We start from the raw sequence: 24,935 nt of genomic DNA, 5'->3' as shown, positions 1-24,935 counted from the left end.
TGCATTCAAGCTATTCAGTTAAACATAAGCGGTTTTATAATGAGTGATCGCTACCCTTAACGCGCATTGAAACAACAAACAATGTGCGTTAAGGGGCGATTGGTTTTAGCTAAACAAGCGTTAAACGATCGTCAGGCCGTATTCTTGGCTACCTTGTTGGATCCATAACCACACATAGTCAGAAAAACTGCGACGTACCACCAGCTGAAACGAATCTTCGCTCACGCGCAAGATATGCGCACCCGTTTTAGCAAAGGTGGTACCCACGACTTTACCCACGGGAAAGCTATCCAGGTGTAAATCATAACCAGTTGATTTTTTCATCAAGTCGATAACATGCTCACCACTCAGTTCAATCAGAGTTTGCGCGCCACTGATATCACTGACGGCAAAGTGGCCGGTTAAATACGAACGCAGCTTTTGCTCGACTTCATCTTCATTGCCTGAGGCGACAATAATTAACCATTCATCGGGCGCTAACCACATGATTTGTGCGAGCTCACTCTTGGCGCTGCTACACGGCGTAATAGGCAGTGCGACCCCGAGTGCTTCTTGTACACCAGCTAAAAATTCAGCATCCGCACAGTTGCCACGTAAGTTAAGGTGACCCAATAACTTATGCTCATGCAAGACAATGCCACCCGCGCTTGATTGGCCAATTAATTGGTCAAGTTGAGCATGGTGTAGCGGCGATTCTACCTGGATTGAGTTAGACATTTTGACGGTCTCCCTTTGGATCATAAAATACTGGGCTGCAAATTTCAGCTTCCACGGTGGTGCCATCACTTAATGGCAAATAGACACTCTCACCTTTGCGGCTAATACCGCCTTTAACGACTGCTAAGGCAAACGAGTAGCCCATACAAGCACTGTAATAACTTGAGGTAACGTGACCCACCATTTTCATTGGGATGGATTGGTTTTTCTCAAAGACAATTTGTGCGCCTTCAGGCAGTACAAAAGTAGGGTCTTTCGGTTTCAAGCCCACCATTTGTTTACGATCGTCACGTTTATTGTCAAAGCGCGTCCAAGAGCGTTTACCAATAAAGCTAAAGTCTTTTTTCTTACCCACAACCCAGTCCATGTCTAAATCTTGTGGTGTCACCGAGCCATCGGTGTCTTGTCCGACAATGATAAAGCCTTTTTCTGCACGTAAAATATGCATGGTTTCGGTGCCATACGGGGTGATATTAAATTCTTCACCCGCCGCCATCACCGCTTTCCAGGCATGCATGCCATAGTTTGCTTGCACGTTAATTTCAAACGACAGCTCGCCGGTAAACGAGATACGGAAAATGCGTGCTTTAACCCCCGCAACCGTCGCTGCGCGCCAATCCATGTACTTGAAACTGTCATTACTGACATCAATATCACAGATTTTCTCCAAGACTTTACGAGAGTTAGGTCCTGAGATAGTCATGGTTGACCAATGGTCAGTCACGGTTGAGAAATACACCTCCAGCTCAGGCCACTCGGTTTGATGCCATAGCTCTAACCATTGCAATACGCCCGCCGCCCCGCCAGTGGTGGTGGTCATGATAAAACGATTATCGTCAAGACAGACGGTAACCCCATCATCAAAGACCATACCGTCTTCTTTACACATAACGCCGTAGCGACATTTGCCTACGCCTAACTTGCTCCATGGGTTGGTATAGACGCGGTTTAAAAATTCGCGTGCATCTTTGCCTTGAATATCAATTTTACCTAAGGTCGAAGCATCTAAAATACCGACACTGTTACGTGTTGCTAAACATTCACGCTCGAGTGATTGCTGCATGGTTTCGCCTGGCTGTGGGAAGTACCACGGGCGTTTCCATTGGCCAACATCTTCAAACTCAGCGCCATTTTCTAAATGCCATTTATGCATAGCGCTAAAACGTGCTGGGTCGAACAAGTGCTTCACATCCGCACCCGCTAAGGCGCCAAACGTGGTGGGGGTATACATAGGGCGGAAGATAGTGGTGCCCGTTTCAGGGATAGTTTTACCTAACGATTTAGCGGTAATTGCCATGCCGTTGATATTACCTAACTTGCCTTGGTCCGTACCAAAACCTAACGCGGTGTAGCGTTTGACATGCTCAATCGATTCAAAGCCTTCACGGTTTGCCAGTTCAATACCTGCGGCGGTGACATCATTTTGATAATCAACAAACTGTTTTGGCGCGCGACTGGTTTTTTTACTGTGCGGTATGTGAAACAGCGCCATGGACGCATCTTCTTGTGGGTCGCTGGTTGTTGGCGAGTTCCCCGCATAACGTCCATCACCTTTGCCTGCGGCCTCTGCTGCGACAGCGCCAGTGGTGAAACCATCACTGATGACTTTTGATAACGCGTAAACGCCTTCCAGTCCACCGCAACTGTGTTGCTTTTGCACGGTATCACCGGGTACAAACCCCGCAATGTCGTCGTTCCACACCGGACGCGAGCCTGTGTGTGATGACAAATGAATAACAGGGCTCCAACCACCTGAGCTGGCAACCGTATCACAGACAATATGTTTCGCTGGACCAGTAACACTGTGATTACTCGCATTGATTGGCGCAACCTCAACGCCTTTGACGCGTTTGCTGCCTTTGACTTCAATCACGCCATGGCCAAAGATGATATCGATGCCCAGTTTTTTGACCTTATTGACCAAGTCGCCATTTGAGGTGCTTCGCGTATCAACGATAGCGACCACTTTACGACCGGCTTGATGCCAATCAATCGCGGTTTTGTAGGCATTATCATTGGTGGTCATTAACACCAATTGCTTGCCTGGTACTACATCATAGCGATTAATGTAGGTAGAAATTGCATTGGCTAACATACAACCTGGCACGTCATTGTTACCATAAACAAGCGGACGCTCATGAGCACCGGTGGCTAAAATCACTTGTTTAGCGCGCACTTTATGCACGCGTTGACGGGTGCTTTGCAGTTGATGCTCACCTAAATGGTCGGTGCGACGTTCATTAATGCCCACTAGGTTATGGTCGTAATAACCAAACACCGTGCTGCGAGGAAGTAACATCACGTTATCCATCTCGCTAAGCTGTGCCACGGTTTTTTCTACCCATTGACTCGGCAATTGGCCATCTATTTGCTGCGTTGAGCATAATAAACTGCCGCCAAATTCATTTTGCTCATCACTGATGATAACGCGTGCGCCTGTTTGCGCAGCAGATAACGCTGCGGCTAAGCCCGCAGGACCACCACCGACAATCATCACATCACAATGATGGTGCATTTTGTCATAACTGTCCGGGTCATTTTGCTGAGGACTTGCCCCTAAACCAGCGCCTTTGCGAATTAAGTGCTCGTATGACATCCATAACGATTGTGGAAACATAAAGGTTTTGTAATAAAACCCGGGCGGCATCATCGAGCCACCTAATTTGCCCACGGTGCCCATTAAATCGAAATCAACATTAGGCCAACCGTTGGTTGAGCTTGCGGTTAATCCTTGGTACAAGTCGGTTTGTGTCGCGCGTGGGTTAGGAATAGTGGTCGCTTGCGTCGAGCCAATTTGAAAAATGGCGTTCGGCTCTTGCGAGTCACTGGTAATAATACCGCGAGGACGTGAGTACTTAAAACTACGCCCAACGACATCAACACCATTAGCTAACAAGGCTGATGCGACGGTATCGCCTTCAAAACCTGTATATTCTTTGCCGTTAAAGCTAAAGGTTAAGGTGCGGTTGCGATTAATGCGTTTGCTGCTTCCAGCGATTCGATTAACTTGGCTCATGATTGGCCCTCTTCACTAGCGGTGACGCTGGGCTTTAGGCCCATTTTGTAAGTTTCCATGATTTCATAGGTCACGGTGTTTCGGGTCGCGTTGAAATATTTGCGACAACCGGCCGCATGTAGCCACATCTCGTGATGTAAACCGCGCGGGTTTTTACGGAAAAACAAGTAACGTGCCCATTGCTCATCACTAATTTCTTCGGGTTGAAGTGGGCGCACGATATGAGCTTGCCCAGCAGGGCTAAACTCTTCTTCTTCGCGCAGCTCTTCACAATAAGGACAGTGGATAAGTAACATAATAAATTCCTCTTAGTGCGCAACACCGGCAGCGCCGTGTTCGTCAATTAATTCGCCTGATGAAAAGCGGTCGATACTAAAGGGTTTGGCTAACGGGTGTGGCTCATCGTTGGCGATAGTATGCGCAAAGACATGCCCAGCGCCCGGCGTAGCCTTAAAACCACCCGTGCCCCAACCACAGTTAAAATACAGTCCTTTGATGTGTGTTTTCGAAATGATAGGACAGGCATCTGGGCACGTATCAACCACGCCGCCCCAGGCGCGATTAAGACGCACACGACTGAAAATAGGAAACATTTCGATAATGGCGGCAATAGTATGCTCAACCACATTAAAAGAGCCGCGCTGACCATAACCGGTATAACCATCAATACCCGCGCCGATGACCAAGTCACCTTTATCGGATTGACTGACATACCCGTGGACATGATTGGACATCACCACGGTATTTAAAATTGGTTTTAATGGCTCTGATACCATCGCTTGCAGTGGATGAGATTCAAGCGGTAATTCCATGCCCACCATCTTGGCGATAACACTGGAGTTACCCGCAGCGACACATGCCACTTTACCGGCCGAAATAAAGCCGCGATTGGTTTCAACGCCCTCTACTGCGCCATCTTTACGGCGAATGCCAGTGACTTCCGTTTGCTGTAATAAATCAACCCCTAACGCATCGGCTGCGCGAGCAAAACCCCAGGCAACCGCGTCGTGACGAGCCGTACCTGCACGGGCTTGCCATGAAGCGCCCATCACCGGAAAACGTGCATTGGTTGAGCAATCTAAAATAGGCACCATTTCTTGTACTTGTGCGGTGGTTAAGACTTCACCATCAATGCCGTTAAGACGGTTAGCATTCACGCGGCGTTCAATATCACGCATGTCTTGTAGGGTATGGCCTAGGTTTAATACACCGCGTTGACTAAACATCAAGTTATAGTTCAGCTCTTGTGCTAAGCCTTCCCATAATTTTAAGGAATGCTCATATAAGTGAGACGCTTCGTCCCATAAATAGTTTGAACGCACAATGGTGGTATTACGCGCGGTATTACCGCCGCCTAAATAACCTTTTTCAATCACGGCAATGTTAGTGATGCCATGCTCTTTCGCTAAATAATAAGCCGTTGCCAGACCATGTCCACCACCGCCTATGATAACAACATCATAGTGTTTTTTCGGGGTAGGATTACTCCAAACCCGTTGCCAATTCTCGTGGTAAGTTAACGAGTGTTTTAATAAACCAAATCCTGAATATTGTTGCATGGTATACCCTTTTTTCTACATTGTATTATTGGCTAAACAAGGATAGCTAAGCCGCTGCTAAGCCGCTTAGCGCTCAGTCGGGTTACCTAGCGGTAGACCGGATTTTTTTCACATAAGTCCAACACTTTACTTCGCACGTCATCAATCACTTGCTCATTGCTAATGTCATCTAACACATCACAAATCCAACCCGTTAATGCTGCTGCTTCCTCAAGTCCAAAACCACGACTGGTGATGGCTGGTGTGCCGATACGCAGACCACTGGTGACAAATGGTGATTGTGGGTCGTTAGGCACGGAGTTTTTATTGACCGTGATATTAGCGCGGCCAAGCGCAGCATCGGCGTCTTTACCGGTAATACCTTTATCGATTAAATCCAATAAAAATAAATGATTGTCCGTACCGCCAGAAACTACGTTATAACCACGGGTTTGGAATGTTTTTGCCATTTCACGGGCGTTATCGATAACCTGTTGCTGATACTCAACATAACCCTCGCCAAGTGCTTCTTTGAAACAAATCGCTTTGGCCGCGATAACATGCATCAACGGGCCACCTTGACCGGCAGGGAATACCGCTGAATTTAATTTCTTAGCCAGTTCGTCATTTTGTTTCGCTAAAATCAAACCGCCACGAGGACCACGTAAGGTTTTATGGGTAGTGGTAGTCACCACATCCGCAATCGGTACCGGGTTAGGATAAAGACCTGCCGCCACTAAACCAGCTACGTGCGCCATATCGACAAATAACCACGCGCCAATGCTATCGGCAATGTCACGAAAACGCTGCCAATCAACCACACGTGAATACGCTGAGAAACCGGCAATAATCATTTTCGGTTGATGCTCTTTTGCAAGACGCTCGACTTCTTCGTAGTCAATTTCACCGGTTGCTTCATTTAAGCCGTATTGCACTGCGTTATAAATTTTACCAGAGAAGCTTACTTTAGAGCCGTGGGTTAAATGACCACCGTGCGCTAAGCTCATGCCGAGCACCGTTTCACCGGGCTTAAGCAAGGCCATAAATACTGCGGCATTGGCTTGTGAGCCAGAATGGGGTTGTACATTGGCGTAATCAGCGCCGAACAATTCTTTTGCACGATCAATCGCCAGTTGCTCAATCACATCAACGTGTTCACAGCCGCCGTAATAACGTTTACCAGGATAACCTTCGGCGTATTTGTTGGTCAGTTGACTGCCTTGGGCTTGCATCACGCGCGCACTGGTATAGTTTTCTGAGGCAATTAATTCAACGTGATCTTGTTGACGTTTGTCTTCTTGCTCCATGGCTTGCCAAATACTGTCATCGAAACCGGCTATTTGATCATTTTTGTAAAACATTTTGCTTTCTCCGCGGCTAAACATGCCGTAGTTTTTATTTTAGGTTGTTTTTATACTGGCTTGATCACAAGCCAGTAATTGTTCTATTAACGCCATTACTACAATAAATTACGAACTCTACGTAGCAGTGACTTAATTAATTATGCTGCTAAGCGTGTTTGGCGGACATATTCGCCCCTTTCCTTACTTCAACAGTTTTATTTTCAGATATTTCCTCTTCTTCACGTTGATATCGGTCTAACTCTTCCGCTGACATTTTTGGTGAAAAACGTCCAAGTGCGGCATAAGTCAAACCAATTAATGGAGATAACCAACAGGCGAATGCTAACGGAATATAAAGTAGGTTTTCAATGTTACCTTCAGCAATCCCCAAACCTAGTGCGGTAATAACAAAAGCACCACCAGCATTCCAAGGTATTAGCGGAGAAATTAAGGTTCCACCTTCTTCAACAGCACGTGATAAGTTCAATTTCGAGTAACCTTTATCAACATAAGCTGGTGCAAACATTCTTCCTGGTAACGCAATGGAAAGGTAAGGGTCGCCAGCAACAAGGTTGGTTGCTATTGCAGCACCCGTAGCTGATGCTTGTAAGCCAAAAAATGACTTAACGCGGCTAAGTATTGCCGTAATAATAGTTTCCAGACATTTGGTACGTTCAAGTACGCCGCCAAAACCTAACGCAATGACAACTAACGTGATAACCCAGGTCATTGATTGAACACCACCACGATTTAGCAAGCCATCAATTTCAGAAACACCGGTTTCAATTTTATAACCTGATTGCATGAAGTTAAATATTTCATGCAATGAAGCGCCCTGAACGAATATAGCGAGTAACGCACCAGCCAATACACCAGCGAACAACGAAGGTAAGGCAGGCATCTTTTTAAGGGCAAGCACAATGACCAGTAATGGAGGTAGTAACACTAATAAGCTGATATTGAAATTGCTCTCTAGACCATTAGTAATAGCTTCTATTTTAGAGAAGTCGACTTCATTCGAACCAATTAGATTAAATCCAACGAATATATAGATGACCAAAGCAATAAGCATTGCAGGTACCGTTGTTGGTAACATATTACGAATATGATCAAATAAATTGACGCCCGTTACTGCAGGTGCCAAATTGGTAGTATCAGAGAGTGGTGATATTTTGTCACCAAAGAAAGCACCGGAAACTACAGCCCCGGCAGTCCAGTACATTGGGACATCAAAGCCAGAACCAATACCCATCAAGGCAAGGCCTACGGTACCTGTTGTACCCCAAGATGTTCCTAAAGATACAGATACTACGGCACATAACACCATGGCTGCAGCTAAAAATATTTCTGGATTCAATACTTTTAATCCGTAGTATATTAGCGCTGGTACAGTACCTGAGGCAATCCAGACGCCGACGATCATACCAACGGTCATTAGAATAGCAATTGATGGAAGCCCGACACGAATAACGTGCATCACTCCTTTTTCCATATCATCCCAGCGATAACCACGAAACCATCCCAAAGTGGCTGTAATCGCGATTCCAATAGCGAGAGGAATATGAGGCGTAAAGTCGCCGTAATAGAATAATTGAATGCCTAGAATTGTCAGTGTCAATATTATCGGCAGTATTGCCATAAATAAACTGGGTTTTATTATATTTTTTTCAGTCATTATTTACTCCTGTTGAGTTATCGGTTGTGAATAATAATTCAAAAATTTGAACTGTTTCTCACCACCCTGATAACACTAAAGGCTAGATGTAAACTCAGAATTAACAACTTGTATAAAGATGTAAACAGGATTGTTAGCGGTGTTACATGAACGATAAACTGATAGAAGAATTTGATTTGAAGTAAATGGATATGGGGCGTGCAGCTGATATAGACAATTAAGGAGATGTGGCTTTTTGTTGTCTTATTTATGATGTAATAGTGTTTAAGCTATAAAAAACTAGGTTGAAATTATAGTGAGACCCAATTTCAACCTAGATTAACCTCATCTTAATTTAAGAGGTAGTTTGTTTTTATGTGGTTTAACTGCAGTAGGTTTCTGCCTTAGCTAAACTCTGTTCCATGATAGGGTTGAGTTGTAAAAGCAGTTGTGAAACTTGCTTAATGGTACCCTTTTTGGCGTTCTGCTCTAGTTGACGCAATAGATTACTGGCTTTGACAAAACCGAGCATATCACAAGCACCTGCGAGTGCATGGGCTTGATGTTCTACTTCATAATGATCGTCACTCGCTAGGCTTTGTTTCAATGCAGGCCAAAGTTGCTGTTGAGTTTTACAAAAGCTTTCCATGAGTTTTGCTAATTTAGCCGGACCTAAGATCTGTAGATGAGTTTCGATCATTGATAGATCAAGTAACGGCATGTCACTAGTGGTATCTACCTGTTGGATAACTTTAGATAGTTTGGGTTTTTGTGGATCGAGTGCACGCTCTATAGCCTCTAATAGTAACTGTTGCTTCACAGGTTTAGCGACAACATCTTGTAATCCAGCATTAAAATAGTCTTGAATATCGTCGGGGCGAACGCTCGCGGTTAATGCTATTATCGGCGTTTTATAATTACAGCATTTATCGTTTTCACGTATTTTAGCACTGATATCGAGTCCGCTTATTCCTGGTAAATGCATATCCATCAAAATGATATCGAAAGTCTCACGATTGGCGGTTCCAATGGCATCATGACCATTATCAGCTAATATCACTTGGTGTTTTTCGAGTAACCCCAGCACTACCTGTTGATTAATTTCGACATCTTCTACTAATAAAATTTTCAGTAGTGGCAATTCAGGTAATACTGCTTTAGCTTTAAATTCGCTCGCTTTAGCAACTTTAAGTTTTACTTCAACCCAAAAAGTACTTCCTTGACCTACGGTACTTTCTACACCAATCTGTCCGCCCATTTCCTGACTTAATTGACGACAAATCGAAAGTCCTAAACCCGTTCCACCAAAGCGACGCGTGATCGACTCATCGGCCTGAGTAAAACGTTCAAATATGTGCTGCTGCAATGCCGGTTCAATGCCAATGCCGCTATCTTGTATTGAAAAACGCAATCGATGTTGATGCTCACTTTGTTCAAGGTGAGAGACACGGAGCAATATTTCACCTTGATCAGTAAATTTGATCGCATTAGCCAATAAATTAGTTAATATTTGGCGTAAGCTACCTGCCGCGTCATGGTAACAATCACCCGTGACTGGTGTATCAAGTTTCAACTGCAGATGTTTTTCATCCGCTTTAGGTTGCATCAAGCTAATAAGATTATGTAGTAACTCGTCCAAAGAGAAAAAAGATTCAGAGCAGACATATCCCCCCTCTTCCAGTTGAGCAAATTGCAATACATGGTCAAAGGTTTCAAGCAAGGCTTCCGTTGAATCATGCAAAATCTTCACACGATGAGATTGGGGATCGGTAAGTTCATTGTTTTGCAGTAGCTGAATCATGCCAAGCATACCATTCATCGGCGTGCGAATTTCATGACTCATGGTCGCTAAAAACTGTGATTTGGCCTTGTTAGCTTCTTCGGCGATTTCCTTCGCTTGTTGTAAACTCATGGTTCGACGTTCGACCATTTGTTGCAGCTGATCGCGATTATAACGTAATGCTTGCTTCTCTTCTTCTCGTCGATTTATATCATGACGAATCGCCAGTCGCATATCATTAAGCGCATTAACTAATTGGTTCAATTCATCAGGAAAATTTGGTTGTCGGCGGCTTAACGTCAGCGGAGCTTCGAGGTCACCGTCACCGATAGCTTTACTGTAACCCGCCATGCTTTCGAGATGCCTAGTAATCAGTCGTTGTAAAATGAACATAATCACTAACATGATCAGGACTACCAGCAGTGTCTGGTTTAATAAAATATTAAAACCAGTCTGCCATAATCTAGCGTGTATGGTGGCTAGGTTGGTGGCAATAATCAGTGTACCTAATTGACGTCTATTACTTTGTTCATTTTGACTATCATTATTGCCAACCCGCTTGTTAGGAATGCTGAGTCCAAAGCTTGATTTCATTACCTTGCCCTCAACGACTTGCTCAGGCAAACGGATAAGTGTTTTATTCGTATGATCTTTAAGTTCAAGGCTAGCGATATCTGGCAGCGCCTTAATACCTTTAAGTTGTAGTTCAAGCTGAGCTTGATCAAAATCCCACATACTACGAGCCAAACTGGCGATGTAACTAGTACTAATTAATTGGATCTGCTGATCGATATTACGCATTTCTCGACGGTAGTCTAAGGTAATTTGTACCGCGGTCGACAGCATAATAAACACAAAGCTATAGAGGGTGGTATAAACCATCATCCGATAACTTAATGGGTGATCTTTAGGGTAACGGATCAAACGACGTAAGCCGAGTATGTTAGGAAAATTCACGGGGTATTCGCTTTAGTTGATGACTCAAGGTAAGTCTTACTGTACTTAGTGACTAACTGCTGTATTTTACCACTTTGATGCAATTCAATTAAGCGTTGATTAATGTAAGGTAGGTGTTGACTAAGTTCACTATGGGAGCCTATCGCCAAATAATAGTACTCGGTTTTTAACTTAAACGGTGCAGCGATAATTTGTTTGGTATAACCAAATTTTTGAGTTTGTAATTTACCGCTAACAATGCCTAATGGTATGAAATCAATTCTACCTTGAGCTAATTTTTTTAAATTCTGTTGGCCCTCTGAAACGTACTCTACCTGATTATGCTCTTCAATAAATTTATCTAAACTATCACCGAAACTATCACCAAATAGCAAGCCCACGGTTTTTCCTTTTAAATCATTGAGTGAATGATAAATTTTACTCTTGTTCGGATTGACATAAATACCAATGGGATCGTCAACAATATGTTGTTCACTGAAGTCAAAATCAGGCTCGCGACTGGCGATCCTATAGGCCGCTACCACAATATCAGCATGTCCTGTTTTAACTTCCGACAAACAACGTTTCCAATTACCTAAGGTATCAAGCCTAACTTGGTAGCCAAGTTCGGCGAAAATCAGCTTAACTACTGCGGGAGCAACACCAACTAACTGTTCCTGTTGAACCCAAGAGACAGGTGGATAGTAAGGATGGCCACATGCGATTAGCTCTCTTGTTTGACCTTTGGGTGATTGGAACACCATCATTAAACCAATCATTATTAAAAAACAATGAGCTAACCAGGATGGTTTCATACGACATCAACAAGTTTTGGCGTGAATAAATAACCTGCGCCATGCACAGTCAAAATTAAGCGTGGATTGGTAGAATCATCACCAAGCTTGCGACGCAAACGACCGATTAAGACATCAACCGTGCGATCCGTTGGTACCCATTCTCGGTTACGTATTTGATCGAGAATTTGGTCTCGGGTCATTATCTGGCCAACATGGTCCATCAGACATTTTAGTAATTGAAATTCACCTTCAGTTAATTGCACTGTTGTTTGTTCTTCATCGATAAGTTGACGTCTAACTGGGTTCAGTTTCCAACAATCAAATGCCTTTAAAATATAGTCATCATTATCTGCAGATTTTACTTTTTGGCACAGTCTGACACGTCGAATAAGGTTTTTCGCCCTAGCCAATATTTCACGAGGATTAAAAGGTTTGGTCACATATTCATCTGCGCCACATTCGAGCCCAATCAGACGGTCAACTTCGTCCTGACTGCCCGTGACTAAAATAATGCCAACTTCGTTATTTACCCGTAACTCTCTGGTTAAAGTCAGGCCGTCTTTACCAGGCATTCGGATATCGAGCAAAATGAGATCTACTGTGCCGAGAATCAATAACTCTTCGGCCTCTTCAGCAGTCGTTGCACATGAAACGTCATAACCTTCATTTTCAAAGTAACTACTTAAAACTTGACGAGTCAGTTCATCATCATCAACTATTAAAATCTTAGTGTCAGATAGCATTATTAGTGTCCCCTAATTATTCTTCTTATTATTATTTTAGCTCAGTCTATCGATAAATTTCATCCCGTCAAGTCACAAAGGTGGCTTGTAAATGCCTTGGTATACCTTGTTTACAACTTTGCACATGTTATTTATCGTGGGTTTACATCGTACCGTTAGTGTTTTGTTCGCTGGTGTATAAACCACCAAGCAAAACAGGAAGGTTGGTGATTAAATTCCCATTTAGTCCGCCCTCACCTTCTTGAATAATTATAACAATTCCACAATAAGTACAAGGGTATAGCATGAAACACACAAGATTAAAGTCAGTATTACTTCCTTTAGCGTTAGCGTTACCTATTTTCGCCGCACAAGCTGCTGAAGATGTGACTGAAGCTGAATTACAACGCCAGTTTAATGAAATTAAAACACGCTTAGCGCAGCTAGAACAAGGCAAAGTAGTCACAGCAGAGCAAGAATCAAATACAAAAATGAGTTTCTATGGCACGTTGCGCCCTACTTTTGGTGTAACTAGTACTGATGACAACGATAGCTGGGATGTAGGCGACGCACTGTCACGTATAGGTTTTACTGCTGAGCATAAATTGAGTAATGGCATGATTGGCTTTACCAGAGGTGAATTTAAAGTCCAAATCCAAGGCGATGCTCACTTCGGTGACGCCCGCAAAGCTTATGTTGGTATAAAAGGTGACTTTGGACGAGTTGCTATTGGTAAACAAGACACTACTAGTTATGCAGTAATGGGAGTGGTTGATATATTTAACCGTACTAATACACCCTTAGCTTATGATGATGTCGGTGTATTCCGTAAGCAGGAATTAGTTTCTTATCGTAAATCTTTTGGTAACTTGCAAGTACGAGGTGAAGCACAATTCTCTGGTGAAAACGATGATATAGATGGCAGCGAACTATTCAATGCTGGTGCAATTTATACAGGCAGTGATTATACGCTTGGTTTTGCTTATCTAACCAGAGACTTTACAGGTGCCGATGAAAATAGCATTGCTGTAACAGCGTCTAAAAGTATTGGCGATTGGTATTTTGCCGCCGCTTATGGTGGTTTTTCACGCGATGTAGTGGATGGCGATATTACGACAATAGATGTCGTAGCGACCTATGCAATCAATAGCGAATATAAGTTATTGTTTGGCGCATCACAATTTGATGATGAGCAAGCTGAAGTCAATTCAAAAGATGTTGCACGCTTTAATACAACGCTTGAATGGCAAGGCAGCAAAGATTTCCGCTTATTTATTGAATACCAGCATAACGAATATGACAATGACGACGTTAACCTAGCCGTTAGCGATAGCGACCAGCTAACCGTTGGAATGCGTTACAACTTCGATGTTAAGTTTTAATCAAAATGATGATGCGTAGAATCAATCTTTTTGAACTATAAATCATCACTTTAATATTAGCGCGGCACTCAATTAAACCAAGTGCCGCGTCATTAAAACTTACGGTTCCTATTCACAGTTCCGACTTCAATCAAGGCGACAAGAGAATTTTATGATAAGTGCTTTTGACATGGTTAGTATAGGAATTGATCCTTCCAGCTCTCACACTGTTGGCCCAATGCGCGCTGCTTTTCGTTTTAGCAAATTGCTTCAACAAAAAAAGGTGTTAGACCGTGTCAGTCATGTAAAAACTGAATTATTTGGTTCTCTGGCACAAACTGATATCAGTCAGGGTAGCTGTAAAGCTGTGCTCTTAGGATTAGCCGGGTTCGAACCGGAAACCATTGATCCGGATATTATTGATGCATTCCTACTACAGGTTGAAACCACTCAGCGTTTATCATTACTCGGCGTGCACGACAGTAGTTTTCCACGTCAAAATGCCGTTACCTTTCATGGTCCACAAACGTTACCTGACCATGCTAATGCGATGGAGCTTAGAGCTTATAACGGTGAAGAATTATTACTTAGCCAAATTTACTATTCGGTTGGCGGTGGTTTTATTGTCAATAAACGAAAATGGAATCGTTAGCCCAAATACAAGGTTTCTGATGAGACCTATTGGCGCCGATGAATACTGACACTCACTTTTTAAAACAATATAAATTATAACTACAAAGGATTTTAAATATGAAACGTCTACTATCTACAGTTTTTACCCTTTCACTTGCTTTTTCAGGTATGGCATATGCTGAAAAAATAACCGCCACAGGTGATTCTTGGCCACCGTTCCTTTCCCCTGACTTACCAGGCCAAGGCATTGCATTACAAATAGTACGGGCTGCATTTAAAGAGCAAGGGCATGAAGTAGAAATGACATTCGTGCCATGGACAAGATCTATCAAAGCGGTCAAAGAAGGCAAAGTTGATATTCTTGTTGGTACTTGGTGGACGAAGAAGAGAACTACATTCTTAAATTACAGCGATGATTACCTCGTTAACAATATAAAATTTATCAAACGTGTAGACGATTCATTTGAGTACGATGGCTTAGAAAGTTTAAATAAAAAAAACGTCGGAGTAATTCGTGACTACGGTTACAGTGATAATTTTAAGAAAGCGATGAATTTCAAGAAACCTGAAACAACAAAATTTATTAATAATCTGAAAAAGTTGGTGCATAACCGTATAGATCTAACGTTAGAGGATGAAATAGTAGCGCGTGCTTTTATAAAACATGAAGCGCCTGAACTAAAAGATAAAGTTTCATTTTCATCGTCCCCACTATCGAGCAATACATTACATATTACCAGTGGATTAAGTAACCCTAAAAATAACAGAATTATTGCTGATTTTAATAAAGGGTTAGCAAAAATAAAAACCAATGGTATTTACGACTCAATATTAAAAACAAATGGTTTATTATAAAGAACTTACCAAGCGGCAGATACCCATTACCGATAAGGATGCATGTTACAGAGTGCTTGAGCGATTTCAATTATCACTCAAGTTCGGCACTTTGATTGGTAACGGGTATATAACCATTAATTAGTACTAGGAATAACTAAGTGAGCATAGAAAATAATTATCGAGAAATCATTGCAACCATTGGTGAAGACATTAACAGAGAAGGCCTAATTGATACCCCTAAACGCGCAGCAAAAGCGATGGAGTTTTTAACTCAAGGTTATCAACAAAACATTAATGATGTAGTAAATGGAGCATTATTTGAGTCTGAAGCAGATGAAATGGTTGTGGTAAAAAATATCGAATTATACTCGATGTGCGAACACCATATGCTGCCATTTATTGGTAAATGTCATATCGCTTATTTTCCTAGTGGTAAAGTTTTAGGACTATCAAAATTTGCCCGAATTGTTGATATGTATGCAAGGAGATTACAAATTCAAGAAAACCTAGCCAGAGAAATCGCATTATCTATACAAGAGATAACCGGTTCTATTGGTGTAGGTGTGATTATTGAAGCACAACATTTATGCATGATGATGCGTGGTGTAGAAAAACAAAACTCATCAATGACAACATCAGTAATGTTAGGGGAAATGAGAGAAAATCCCGCAGCAAGACAAGAGATGTTGTCGTTAGTTAAGTAACCTTTAGGAGCATTATGCCTTTTTAGACCATTTTTCTTTATGGATAAGTTGGCTAATGTTTTCTCTGGGTAACCAACCAAACGTTTCTAATTCTGGTTTATCTTTAAAGTTTGAAACATACCCTAAACATAAATAGGCAATTATCTCGATGTTGGCTGGTATATCTAATGTTTCTCTCAATACATCATCATGTATGATACTCACCCAGCCCAAACCTATATTTTCAGCCCTTGCCGCTAGCCAAATATTTTGAATTGCACACACTGTGCTATAGAGATCCATTTCAGGTTTTATTGTTCGTCCTATGACAACAGGTCCATTTCGTTCTCGATCACAGGTAACACATATTCCTAATGGTGCTTCTAAGATACCTTCCAATTTGAAACTTTGATATTCTGCTCTTTTTTCATCTGAAAATTTCTGAGCTGATTCAACGCTGGCTGATTCATAACCTTTTTTTAGTGCATTTTTTGTTTGTTGTTCAGTAACCAATATAAAGTCCCAAGGCTGCATAAAACCAACACTCGGCGCATGATGTCCGGCCTTAAGGATACGTTCTAATACTTCATCAGGAATAGTTTTTGGGATAAAGTCCTTTCGCACATCTCTACGTGAGTGAATCACCTTATATAACGCATCTCTTTCTACATCAGTAATATTCATATTTGCCTTTAACAAACCGTTTAATCGCCTTGTTGTATGAATTAGCTACAGGCTAATTTTGTTTGTTGTATACAGTCTTTTTGGGATTGTTCAGTTGACTCTCCCCCCATACAAAAATCAAGTCTTAGCGTTCTTTTTTCCACAGTAAAATTCACCTCTGAAGAAACAGGAAGCCATTTCCATTTTTTCAGCATTCTACGCGAATATTTACCAATACTCTTATTATACCAATTACACTAATTAATTTCCCATATTCAAATGGTCTATATCTACACTTTCTGCGTTACGCTCAATTCCAATAACCAGCAATTGCTCAATCACGCGCCTTGAACTTGAAGATTTATCCTCATTGAATTTTGATCACTAAATTAATGTAAATGGTATTAGGTATTGAATTAATAATTTCTACATTTTCAGTTTTACCCAAGTCTGAGATATCAAACGATAAGATTGCGCAGCCTCTGATCCCTGTTCGAGCAAGTTCTATTGGATACGTCCTTGTTTAAACAATTAACATAACCCCTTGTTAGGCTTTTGCACTATCTTTTATCACTTCCGTATTCGCAATGCGCTTGATGATCCAAACATTGAATAATTTGTTTACCTTGTTCAGATGAAAAAGTGTATTTACTTATTATGTTTTAACCACAGCAGTCACTGTCACTTGAACGTCCACCGATTAAATAAAACCTTTTACCCTTTTTATAACCCCGTAATACACCGAATCCAATAAAAAGTGAGATCGCGCCTAACAATGGTATATCTATATAAAATAGCAGTACGCTAACTGCGACTAGAACCACACCTATTAATATTTGCATTTATTTATCCTAAATATCGCGAACCGAATGATAGTAATTAGCACTAAAAGTTACCCTGTTATAGGCTAAATCCATTCTTGCTTTTCTGACGATACGGTTACTTCACTATGATGTTCGCCCGTATGAGCAGTAGATGAAGGTTCAACCATCATAAAATGTGTATCTGGCTGTGCTTTAGGGCAATGTTCAACACCTTTAGGAACGACATACATTTCACCGGCGTTAAGTACAATATTCTCACTTCTCAATTGCAAAGTAAGTTGCCCTCTAAACACAATAAAAAGTTCATCTTCATTATCATGTTTATGCCAGACAAGTTCGCCACTACCTTTGGCTATTTTAACTAATTGACCATTTGATTCAGCGATAACCTTTGGAGTCCATACTTCGTTGAACAGGCCAAACTTTTCACTAATATTGATTTTATTCATTAAACCCTACTTAATATATAGCGCCCAGTTACTGAGCTACGTAATAATTGAATATCTTTTTTCTCGAAACCGAACAAACGGCAAGTCATTTTTTTAATTTATCATTATGTTTTCAATATACTAAATATATGATTATCATAGAATTTACCGTCTTTATATATTGCTTTCTTGTGTATAGCCTCTAATTTTAAACCACATTTATCTAAAACGCGCATGGAAGCCGTGTTTTCTGAAAAGACGGATGCAAAAAGTCTAACAATGTCGGTAGTTGTAAATATCAATGGTATTAATTCGCTAATAGCTTGAGTAGCGACACCCTGTCTCCAGTAATCTTTTGCAATCCAATAGCCTATTTCAGCAGAGCGCTGATATTCAAACTCGCCTCTATCTGCTCCAATACACCCAATCAAAGAACCATTACACTCTATTGCTTTAACAATTCCAAATTTACTTCCAGTCGAAATCCACCATTGTGCATCTTGTAGAGTATCGGGTTTTGGTATTTTAGATGATAAGTATTTAACGACTTCTGGTTCATTCAAAATATGTGTAAGTTGTGCTGTATTTTCTTCTTTGAATTCTCTAAGAGTTATCATCGTGTTTATTCAATCTGCAAAGGTTAAAGGAAAACATAATGCCCTAAAAATGGGCTGGAAATTTTAACAACAATAAGCGAAGAGTATAAAGTCAAACGGCTTATTGTTTTGATAAGTTAGTTTGTTATAGGCCTAACACACTGTTTAATGAGTAACAGCATAATCAATGATTACACCATAGACGCTGTAAACAATAATAAATAACCCCATGTATCGAATTATCTTCAAGAAACTAGGACTCAAATTGAGATTAAATTTTGCGGTATCTAAAAATTTACCGTGAGATATTTGAACAAGCATAACGCCCAGTGCAAAGACAACAATAAAATCTATCCAGTATGCTAAATCCATTGTTCAACTCCAACCCTTGAAAGGTTCATAACGGCCAAATAAGAGACTGATAACGCGTTTAGACACAGTGACTAATTTGATAATGTCTTTGCAGATTTATGGTAACTTTACCCCAGTTCGAATTTTTCACTCTCAATTGATGGCTATCAAATGCTTGCTGGTCAGTAAACTCTTCGTAAACATTAAACTTATTACTATTGATACTATCTTTAGTTACGTCAAAAATTAAGCAACCAGACTCTTGCCTTGTCAACATTTGATGCGTGATAAGCGCTTCTTGCACTTTAGCTAAATCAACATCAGGAACAACGATGTGACCTTGTAAAATAATTTTAGACATTGCACTGCTCTCCTGAATGTACAACAACTTATTATGGTCATGTATCAGTAATACCTGCCCCATAAAACCATTCGATTATCGCTAATATCACACAAAATCAGCGCATTATAAACAGTGAAATCACTATTTTTTATATATAGTTTAATCTAACGATTATGTTTCATTAACGAATAACGCTCTCTAGATTTTACAGCGTTATAGCGTCTACATGTGGCTATTGGACTCCATGCAAATGTGTTATCGTTTAGCCAATAGATATACTCAAAGGTTTGTTACTAAAGATGTTGTTTGAACTGGTTTTTCTCTTCTTCGCAGGTATTTTGGGCGGCGTTATTAACTCAATTGCAGGCGGCGGAAGTTTCATTACATTCCCCGCACTTATGTTTGTCGGCATTCCCCCTATACTAGCAAGTGCGACCAATACTTTTGCGTCGTGCGCAGGTTATATGAGTGGTACTTATGCTTTTCGAAAAGAAATTTCTACTCATAAAGATGAACTGTCCCAAATCATAATAATCAGCTTAATTGGCGGTATTACTGGTGCATGGCTGTTACTGAAAACGCCTGAAGCAGTATTTCGTGAAGCCATTCCTTGGTTACTATTATTTGCTACCCTACTGTTTGTCTTTGGTGGACAAATTAATGCTCGATTAAAAAAAATGGCATCCAATCACCGTTATGCCTCATCCATAGGTGGGATCTTACTGTTAATTATACTCTTAGGTGTGTCGGCATATGGTGGTTTCTTCAACGCTGGACTAGGCATTATTACGCTCAGCTATTTAGCATTAGCTGGTCATACTAATATCAATACCATGAATGGTTTAAAGTTATTAATCTCATCGACAGTGTCACTGATTGCCATCGTACTGTTTATTTATAATGATGTCATTGCCTGGTATGAAGGCTCTATTGTATTATGTGGTACCTTAGCGGGAGGCTATGTTGCGGCGAATGTATCTCGCCAACTCCCTCAAAAACAGGTTAGACGATTTGTTATTGTGGCGAGTGTTGCTACCACACTTTATTTCTTTTTTGATATTTATGTAGCCTAACTCTCAGGTTGTAGTTCAGTGGATATAGCCAGTAATTAAGAACTAAAGAGCACTGTTACCAGCAAGCTTACTGACTAAGAACGAATAAAAAAGTCTGCTTCTTTATCAAAAGCAGACTCGATTTAATTTATCAAATAATGACGGAGCTATTTCACTGTCTTCTCGGGTGATATTTTACCATCCATCACTTTCTGGCTAAGTCCGTAGTAACGCATAGTAAAGGTGAAGTCTGTGCCTTTGGTGTCGATATTATTTACCGCATTGTCGCCACAGTTAAATGAAACAGTTACCGTACCATCTTTGTTTTCTTCCCACGTATGAGAACTAACATGTTTTACACCTTCAATTAAGTAACGACTGCTGTCATAAGCGGTAATTGAGGTAAAATACTTGGATTCTGGGTTTTCAAAAGTGGTAGATAGACATTCCCCACTACTTAATATTACCGAGTTAGTATATTTGTTAGCTACATTCACTTCGGGTGATGAGCCTCCCCAACCATTCGCATTCTCTAAATTCCACTGATGAAGGTCTGTGATATTTTTTGAAGTACGTGGAAAGGTATATTCAAAAGCTGAACCACTGGTTTCTTTAGTTAAACGTGCAGTCCACTCTTCAACTTCTTCAAAGTCGTAATTAGGCAACTGATAGGTACCAAATTTGAAGGAATCATCTTTGATCAACTGCTGTGCACTACGTGCTGCATCTAAACCTTTTTCAGTGCCGGTTCGATAGATTAAGAAAGCGTACTTCGTTTCAATCGACACATTATAATCACCTTCACCCACGACATAGTATTGGCCATGACCACCTTCGGTAACTACTTGCACGGCCATATACACATCACTTTTTGGAATAGAGAATTTTACTTTGCCATCAACTGCCTCAGTGATAACTACTGAATACAGAGTATCGTCATTCATTTGTACCGTTGGTGCAGCTTTGCCTCGTGGCGGTAACTGTTTCATGTGTGCAATATGATTATTAGCACCAAATTTCAGCCAATTATTGTAGTTTCTAGCCGTTTCAGCTTTAGCATAATTGGCTTCAGTAATTTTTATTTTATTGCTGTTAATATTTTCATCTACATTCATTTCTACAGGTTGGTTTTGTGCACAAGCTGAAAGCAGGCTAATTACTGATAATGCGACAATTGATTTTTTAACGTTCATTCTTAATATCCTTTTAACTGAGTATGTTAAGTGTTGTGTGCTAATTCATTGTAAGCATAATAGCTGAGCAATGAATCCCGCTCCAATGACTTAATTTCATAATTAATATGCGTGCCATACATATTACTGAGTACCAATACGTTCCATCTAGTGATATAGATTTACTCATTACTCTATTTTTATAGATCGATACTGCATGTAATTAATTGAACAATACAGCAGTTAAAAGAGTCAGCGTGAATACGCATGTGCTTTTATTGAACGGAAAAAGCATATTTAATGACCTATACTCCATGGGTTTAATGCGATTTAAGTTGTGTATTAAAGAAACTAACCTTCGGAGAAATCACAATGAAAATAGTTAACATTATTTTATTAATGCTATTAGTCAGTCTAAATGTTGTTGCTCAGGACCGATTAGAAATGTTTAAAGATTATGACTTAAGTAAAGAAGTCCTTTCTGTCACTACAGTTAAAGTAGATCCCAACATGGAAGATGTTTATTTGGCTGGATTAACAAAGAGCTGGATAAAAGCAGTAAAAATTCAGAAGGATTTAGGACACATAAAAGACTGGAATATATGGGCGAGTGAATTACCACAAAGTGGAGATTTTAATTTGGTTTTAACAGTCACCTTTGAAAGCTCTAAAGATCTAGATCCTAATAAAGCTAAGTATGATAAGTTCATGAAAATATGGGGAGAAGAAAATCAAAAGATCTCTCAGGAAACCTCAGCAAAATACCCTGAAGTTAGAGAGTTAACCGGTGAATACCGATTAAGAAAAATAATTTTTAAATAATAATGTTGAGCTTTGCCATAACAAATTTATAGAAAAACAACATTTTGTTTTAAAATTTAACAGCGCTAAGCAGAAGATTTATATTGCAACTTCTAGCTTCCGTTTAGCGCACATTAAAGCTCTTTCTCAACTTTAACTATAAATTAAAGATTCAACATTTCGTGTCTTCTTTTCTTCTTTATTTACTGGTTATTTTTTTAATTTAACCGCTGTTCCAAAAACCATAATTTCAGATGAGCCATCCATTATTGCACTTGTTGTAAAACGAATACCTACAACTGCATCCGCTCCCTTTTCTTCTGCATTCGCAACTAGACGTTGAATGGCGATGTCTCTCGCATCAGTTAGCATCTCTGTATAACCCCGTATTTCACCGCCGACAATACTTTTTAGGCCTGCCATTATGTCCCGTCCAATATGCTTCGCTTGAACTACATTACCAGTGACGACACCGACAATTTCTTCTATTTCTTTTCCTGGGATTGACTCAGTCGTTGAATAAATCATACAAGCTCCTTGAAAACGCCCAAATAACAGGCTAAGTAATTGTTGGCTAAAATGTAAAACGAACTGGAACGCAGCCAACGGTTACGTGTCCTTTTTTATTTACGTGTTAACTGGTATTTGAACACAATAATGCGACGTGTTGCTCATAGCCAACTTGATTAAAATTGCTAGAATAATAATTCATAAAACCATGTAAGTATTCAACTTGTGTTGTTATTACATTATGTTTTGTTGTTAGCACTTCTTTAAGCTTAGAAACATCAAAATGTGATTCATTTTTAGGAAAGACTAAATTTATTTTACAACAAGGCTCTATATTAGTGTAATTGCGTATTTGTGAACCATAAAAGCAAAACGCTTGTTTAATTATATGATTCACCTTATTGGTAGAGAGTCTCCAAATTGCTGAAGCTCCTACACTGAAACCAATAAGCGTTGTTTGACTATCGAGAGACTCTACCCTTCCTACTACTTTTGAAACGTATCTATCAAGCCCAACGGTAGTGATGAAACATGAATATGCCTCAGCTTCATTGATAAAATCCATACTTTTTCCTTCGTATGGATCAATAATCGTATTTGCCCCGAGTTTATCCTTTAGTGTTAATAAAGCGGGTGTGATACCAAAAACATCTGAAACTATAATTATACTCATAAACCTTGGTTGCCAATTTTCGCCCAAATTACAGGCTTAACAGAGTTAATCTATAAGCTCAACATCCGTTTTTTCAACCTTGCTAAATCAATCGCGTTTGAGCGCACCGTTAGTTTAATATGACTATTTTCATACTCTTCTTTAGTAACACTCATTCTCGATCGAATTTCACCTATGATACCGTTAGCGGTATAAGGAACAATAATTTCTTCTTCAATCATCTCTTCCTGCGCAATACCAACGATATATTTATGCAATTTACTCACATCAGCCGGATTACGCGCAGATGTCATCATGGCATTAGGAAACTCTTCCATCAATGCTTGTTGTTGCTCAATGCTAAGTTGATCTGATTTGTTTAGTACCAGTAACTTTTTACTGTCTTCAACACCAACTTCGTCCAGCACTTCGTGTACGACATCGAGTTGCGCACGAAACGAAGGATCAGAGGCATCGACTACATATAACAGTAATGATGCATCCTGCGCTTCTGCTAAGGTTGAATGAAATGAGGCGACTAGATCGTGTGGTAGCTTTTTAATAAAACCAACAGTGTCCGACACTAATATTCTTGGTTGAGTGATAGGAAATAAAGCACGAACCGTAGTATCAAGCGTCGCAAAAAGTTTATTTTCACCTTCAACATCACTGCCGGTAATAGCTCGCATCATTGATGACTTGCCCGCGTTGGTATAACCAACCAAAGCAACACAAAAAAGCTCAGAACGTTGGGTACGTCGGCCTTTCATTTCATGTTGAACACTCACCAATTCTCGCTTAAGTTCGGCTAATTGGTCACGCACGGCACGACGGTTCAGTTCTAGCGTAGTTTCGCCAGCACCTTTACCCATTTGACGTTCTTTATCACCACATGAGGTCTCACGAAGTCGTGGTGCTACATAATTAAGTCGGGCAATTTCAACCTGTAATTTCGCGGTTTTAGTACGGGCATGACGACTAAATATTTCAATAATAATGCCAGTACGGTCAAAAACCTCTACGCCTAATTGATTCTCGACATTACGCAGCTGAGATGGGCTTAAATCACAATCAAATACCACCACATCAGCACAAGCAAATGGAAGGTTGTCTGATGGGATATCTGAAGAATTAACCATAAATTCAACGTCATCAGTTTGTTCGCCAACAGAGAGGTCTTCAACTTCTTCCATGTCTTCAACCTCACCTTGATTACCCGTGAGATGCGCTATTTCTGCCAGTTTCCCTAAACCTAGTACATTAACTTTTTTAGTCGAACTCTGCTTTTGCGACTGAGTGCCGACTACTTTAAAACCGAGTGTAGTCACTAAACGCGCGAGCTCTGCCAGTGATTCTGTTGCTTCATCACCTTTAAAGTCAGGTGTACAAATAGAAATAAGTAAAGCGTTAGTGAGTGATGCTTTTGCTGTTAGTTGCATAATTTTTTATGTTAGTGCACTTAATACCCATTGGTAAAAATGCAAACCTAAGTTTTTATCTAAAGTAGTTTGATCCTACGCTGTTAT

At 40.5% G+C, this 24,935-nt stretch carries 26 protein-coding genes; 6 read left to right on the top strand and 20 right to left on the bottom strand.

The genetic code is table 11. The annotated features are described in order from the left end of the window. Nucleotides 1-120: 120 nt before the first annotated feature. The 9 genes from CPS_RS11030 to CPS_RS10990 all read right to left on the bottom strand — a co-directional run bounded on the left by CPS_RS11030 (nucleotide 121) and on the right by CPS_RS10990 (nucleotide 12,524). Nucleotides 121-717 (bottom strand): sarcosine oxidase subunit gamma, encoded by a 597-nt coding sequence (locus tag CPS_RS11030; RefSeq protein WP_011043291.1) that lies wholly within the window; start codon nucleotides 715-717, stop codon nucleotides 121-123. Beyond that, nucleotides 710-3,733 carry a sarcosine oxidase subunit alpha gene (locus CPS_RS11025; protein ID WP_011043290.1) on the bottom strand — a complete coding sequence of 1,008 codons (3,024 nt, stop codon included), beginning with the start codon at nucleotides 3,731-3,733 and terminating at the stop codon, nucleotides 710-712. The genes CPS_RS11030 and CPS_RS11025 overlap by 8 nt, the downstream gene beginning before the upstream one ends. Next, nucleotides 3,730-4,029: a sarcosine oxidase subunit delta gene (locus CPS_RS11020; RefSeq protein WP_011043289.1), complete on the bottom strand. Its 300-nt coding sequence runs from the start codon at nucleotides 4,027-4,029 to the stop codon at nucleotides 3,730-3,732. The genes CPS_RS11025 and CPS_RS11020 overlap by 4 nt, the downstream gene beginning before the upstream one ends. A gap of 12 nt (nucleotides 4,030-4,041) precedes the next feature. Beyond that, complete coding sequence (locus CPS_RS11015; protein ID WP_011043288.1) at nucleotides 4,042-5,292, bottom strand: sarcosine oxidase subunit beta family protein; 1,251 nt, start codon at nucleotides 5,290-5,292, stop codon at nucleotides 4,042-4,044. Between the two features lie 86 nt (nucleotides 5,293-5,378). Then, nucleotides 5,379-6,632 (bottom strand): serine hydroxymethyltransferase, encoded by a 1,254-nt coding sequence (gene glyA / locus CPS_RS11010; RefSeq protein ID WP_011043287.1) that lies wholly within the window; start codon nucleotides 6,630-6,632, stop codon nucleotides 5,379-5,381. Nucleotides 6,633-6,780: 148 nt separating this feature from the next. Then, entirely contained in the window at nucleotides 6,781-8,289 is a 1,509-nt protein-coding gene (gene nhaC, locus CPS_RS11005) for a Na+/H+ antiporter NhaC (RefSeq protein WP_011043286.1), read from the bottom strand. 361 nt (nucleotides 8,290-8,650) lie between these two features. Further along, nucleotides 8,651-11,005: an ATP-binding protein gene (locus CPS_RS11000; RefSeq protein ID WP_011043285.1), complete on the bottom strand. Its 2,355-nt coding sequence runs from the start codon at nucleotides 11,003-11,005 to the stop codon at nucleotides 8,651-8,653. Then, entirely contained in the window at nucleotides 11,002-11,799 is a 798-nt protein-coding gene (locus tag CPS_RS10995; RefSeq protein WP_011043284.1) for a substrate-binding periplasmic protein, read from the bottom strand. The genes CPS_RS11000 and CPS_RS10995 overlap by 4 nt, the downstream gene beginning before the upstream one ends. Next, a complete protein-coding gene (locus CPS_RS10990) occupies nucleotides 11,796-12,524 on the bottom strand; it encodes a response regulator transcription factor (RefSeq protein WP_011043283.1) in 729 nt (242 codons plus the stop codon). The genes CPS_RS10995 and CPS_RS10990 overlap by 4 nt, the downstream gene beginning before the upstream one ends. Before the next feature lie 284 nt (nucleotides 12,525-12,808). On the opposite strand from CPS_RS10990, the gene CPS_RS10985 reads away from it, so the two are divergent. The 4 genes from CPS_RS10985 to folE all read left to right on the top strand — a co-directional run bounded on the left by CPS_RS10985 (nucleotide 12,809) and on the right by folE (nucleotide 16,038). Further along, nucleotides 12,809-13,885 carry a porin gene (locus CPS_RS10985; protein WP_011043282.1) on the top strand — a complete coding sequence of 359 codons (1,077 nt, stop codon included), beginning with the start codon at nucleotides 12,809-12,811 and terminating at the stop codon, nucleotides 13,883-13,885. Nucleotides 13,886-14,036: 151 nt separating this feature from the next. Continuing rightward, entirely contained in the window at nucleotides 14,037-14,516 is a 480-nt protein-coding gene (locus CPS_RS10980) for a serine dehydratase beta chain (protein ID WP_011043281.1), read from the top strand. Between the two features lie 98 nt (nucleotides 14,517-14,614). Further along, the gene (locus CPS_RS10975; protein ID WP_011043280.1) at nucleotides 14,615-15,352 is read left to right on the top strand and encodes a substrate-binding periplasmic protein; all 738 of its coding nucleotides are present in this window, start codon (nucleotides 14,615-14,617) and stop codon (nucleotides 15,350-15,352) included. A gap of 140 nt (nucleotides 15,353-15,492) precedes the next feature. Then, nucleotides 15,493-16,038 (top strand): GTP cyclohydrolase I FolE, encoded by a 546-nt coding sequence (gene folE, locus CPS_RS10970; RefSeq protein WP_011043279.1) that lies wholly within the window; start codon nucleotides 15,493-15,495, stop codon nucleotides 16,036-16,038. A 12-nt stretch (nucleotides 16,039-16,050) separates the two neighbouring features. Here folE and bluB read toward each other — a convergent pair whose 3' ends face one another. From bluB to CPS_RS10940, 7 genes are all read right to left on the bottom strand, one after another. Beyond that, a complete protein-coding gene (gene bluB, locus CPS_RS10965; RefSeq protein WP_011043278.1) occupies nucleotides 16,051-16,701 on the bottom strand; it encodes a 5,6-dimethylbenzimidazole synthase in 651 nt (216 codons plus the stop codon). 346 nt (nucleotides 16,702-17,047) lie between these two features. Next, nucleotides 17,048-17,188, bottom strand: a complete 141-nt coding sequence (locus CPS_RS23385) for a hypothetical protein (RefSeq protein ID WP_081428722.1) — start codon at nucleotides 17,186-17,188, stop codon at nucleotides 17,048-17,050. Between the two features lie 154 nt (nucleotides 17,189-17,342). Further along, complete coding sequence (locus tag CPS_RS10960; RefSeq protein ID WP_011043276.1) at nucleotides 17,343-17,522, bottom strand: hypothetical protein; 180 nt, start codon at nucleotides 17,520-17,522, stop codon at nucleotides 17,343-17,345. 65 nt (nucleotides 17,523-17,587) lie between these two features. Continuing rightward, nucleotides 17,588-17,953: a cupin domain-containing protein gene (locus CPS_RS10955; RefSeq protein ID WP_011043275.1), complete on the bottom strand. Its 366-nt coding sequence runs from the start codon at nucleotides 17,951-17,953 to the stop codon at nucleotides 17,588-17,590. 104 nt (nucleotides 17,954-18,057) lie between these two features. Further along, entirely contained in the window at nucleotides 18,058-18,549 is a 492-nt protein-coding gene (locus CPS_RS10950) for a GNAT family N-acetyltransferase (protein ID WP_011043274.1), read from the bottom strand. Nucleotides 18,550-18,693: 144 nt separating this feature from the next. Beyond that, nucleotides 18,694-18,900, bottom strand: coding sequence for a hypothetical protein (locus CPS_RS10945; RefSeq protein WP_011043273.1), 207 nt, complete (start codon nucleotides 18,898-18,900; stop codon nucleotides 18,694-18,696). Nucleotides 18,901-18,958: 58 nt separating this feature from the next. Beyond that, complete coding sequence (locus tag CPS_RS10940) at nucleotides 18,959-19,240, bottom strand: putative quinol monooxygenase (protein WP_011043272.1); 282 nt, start codon at nucleotides 19,238-19,240, stop codon at nucleotides 18,959-18,961. Between the two features lie 281 nt (nucleotides 19,241-19,521). Between CPS_RS10940 and CPS_RS10935 the strand changes: the two genes are divergently transcribed. Then, nucleotides 19,522-20,295 (top strand): sulfite exporter TauE/SafE family protein, encoded by a 774-nt coding sequence (locus tag CPS_RS10935; protein WP_041736923.1) that lies wholly within the window; start codon nucleotides 19,522-19,524, stop codon nucleotides 20,293-20,295. 146 nt (nucleotides 20,296-20,441) lie between these two features. Here the strand turns inward: CPS_RS10935 and CPS_RS10930 are convergent, their stop codons facing one another. Further along, on the bottom strand, nucleotides 20,442-21,467 hold the full coding sequence (locus CPS_RS10930) for a DUF1254 domain-containing protein (protein ID WP_011043270.1): 1,026 nt from the start codon (nucleotides 21,465-21,467) through the stop codon (nucleotides 20,442-20,444). 351 nt (nucleotides 21,468-21,818) lie between these two features. Between CPS_RS10930 and CPS_RS10925 the strand changes: the two genes are divergently transcribed. Further along, nucleotides 21,819-22,268, top strand: a complete 450-nt coding sequence (locus CPS_RS10925; RefSeq protein WP_011043269.1) for a hypothetical protein — start codon at nucleotides 21,819-21,821, stop codon at nucleotides 22,266-22,268. A 189-nt stretch (nucleotides 22,269-22,457) separates the two neighbouring features. On the opposite strand, the gene CPS_RS10920 is transcribed toward CPS_RS10925, so the two are convergent. From CPS_RS10920 to hflX, 3 genes are all read right to left on the bottom strand, one after another. Next, nucleotides 22,458-22,775 (bottom strand): heavy metal-binding domain-containing protein, encoded by a 318-nt coding sequence (locus CPS_RS10920; protein WP_011043268.1) that lies wholly within the window; start codon nucleotides 22,773-22,775, stop codon nucleotides 22,458-22,460. A 106-nt stretch (nucleotides 22,776-22,881) separates the two neighbouring features. Next, nucleotides 22,882-23,430 (bottom strand): hypothetical protein, encoded by a 549-nt coding sequence (locus tag CPS_RS10915; protein WP_041736921.1) that lies wholly within the window; start codon nucleotides 23,428-23,430, stop codon nucleotides 22,882-22,884. A 50-nt stretch (nucleotides 23,431-23,480) separates the two neighbouring features. Then, nucleotides 23,481-24,848, bottom strand: a complete 1,368-nt coding sequence (gene hflX, locus CPS_RS10910; protein WP_011043266.1) for a GTPase HflX — start codon at nucleotides 24,846-24,848, stop codon at nucleotides 23,481-23,483. Nucleotides 24,849-24,935: the final 87 nt, after the last annotated feature.

This window comes from Colwellia psychrerythraea 34H (genome assembly GCF_000012325.1).
GTDB classification, from domain to species: Bacteria; Pseudomonadota; Gammaproteobacteria; order Enterobacterales; family Alteromonadaceae; genus Colwellia; species Colwellia psychrerythraea_A.
The sequence above is the reverse complement of the archived record's forward strand: the minus strand, read 5'-3'. Positions and strand labels throughout refer to the sequence as shown.

Coding starts and splice junctions, on each gene's coding strand:
- CPS_RS11030 (WP_011043291.1), bottom strand. CDS start 717: ATGTCTAACTCAATCCAGGTAGAATCGCCGCTACACCATGCTCAACTT.
- CPS_RS11025 (WP_011043290.1), bottom strand. CDS start 3,733: ATGAGCCAAGTTAATCGAATCGCTGGAAGCAGCAAACGCATTAATCGC.
- CPS_RS11020 (WP_011043289.1), bottom strand. CDS start 4,029: ATGTTACTTATCCACTGTCCTTATTGTGAAGAGCTGCGCGAAGAAGAA.
- CPS_RS11015 (WP_011043288.1), bottom strand. CDS start 5,292: ATGCAACAATATTCAGGATTTGGTTTATTAAAACACTCGTTAACTTAC.
- glyA (WP_011043287.1), bottom strand. CDS start 6,632: ATGTTTTACAAAAATGATCAAATAGCCGGTTTCGATGACAGTATTTGG.
- nhaC (WP_011043286.1), bottom strand. CDS start 8,289: ATGACTGAAAAAAATATAATAAAACCCAGTTTATTTATGGCAATACTG.
- CPS_RS10995 (WP_011043284.1), bottom strand. CDS start 11,799: ATGAAACCATCCTGGTTAGCTCATTGTTTTTTAATAATGATTGGTTTA.
- CPS_RS10990 (WP_011043283.1), bottom strand. CDS start 12,524: ATGCTATCTGACACTAAGATTTTAATAGTTGATGATGATGAACTGACT.
- CPS_RS10985 (WP_011043282.1), top strand. CDS start 12,809: ATGAAACACACAAGATTAAAGTCAGTATTACTTCCTTTAGCGTTAGCG.
- CPS_RS10980 (WP_011043281.1), top strand. CDS start 14,037: ATGATAAGTGCTTTTGACATGGTTAGTATAGGAATTGATCCTTCCAGC.
- CPS_RS10975 (WP_011043280.1), top strand. CDS start 14,615: ATGAAACGTCTACTATCTACAGTTTTTACCCTTTCACTTGCTTTTTCA.
- bluB (WP_011043278.1), bottom strand. CDS start 16,701: ATGAATATTACTGATGTAGAAAGAGATGCGTTATATAAGGTGATTCAC.
- CPS_RS10960 (WP_011043276.1), bottom strand. CDS start 17,522: ATGCAAATATTAATAGGTGTGGTTCTAGTCGCAGTTAGCGTACTGCTA.
- CPS_RS10955 (WP_011043275.1), bottom strand. CDS start 17,953: ATGAATAAAATCAATATTAGTGAAAAGTTTGGCCTGTTCAACGAAGTA.
- CPS_RS10950 (WP_011043274.1), bottom strand. CDS start 18,549: ATGATAACTCTTAGAGAATTCAAAGAAGAAAATACAGCACAACTTACA.
- CPS_RS10945 (WP_011043273.1), bottom strand. CDS start 18,900: ATGGATTTAGCATACTGGATAGATTTTATTGTTGTCTTTGCACTGGGC.
- CPS_RS10940 (WP_011043272.1), bottom strand. CDS start 19,240: ATGTCTAAAATTATTTTACAAGGTCACATCGTTGTTCCTGATGTTGAT.
- CPS_RS10935 (WP_041736923.1), top strand. CDS start 19,522: ATGTTGTTTGAACTGGTTTTTCTCTTCTTCGCAGGTATTTTGGGCGGC.
- CPS_RS10930 (WP_011043270.1), bottom strand. CDS start 21,467: ATGAACGTTAAAAAATCAATTGTCGCATTATCAGTAATTAGCCTGCTT.
- CPS_RS10925 (WP_011043269.1), top strand. CDS start 21,819: ATGAAAATAGTTAACATTATTTTATTAATGCTATTAGTCAGTCTAAAT.
- CPS_RS10920 (WP_011043268.1), bottom strand. CDS start 22,775: ATGATTTATTCAACGACTGAGTCAATCCCAGGAAAAGAAATAGAAGAA.
- CPS_RS10915 (WP_041736921.1), bottom strand. CDS start 23,430: ATGAGTATAATTATAGTTTCAGATGTTTTTGGTATCACACCCGCTTTA.
- hflX (WP_011043266.1), bottom strand. CDS start 24,848: ATGCAACTAACAGCAAAAGCATCACTCACTAACGCTTTACTTATTTCT.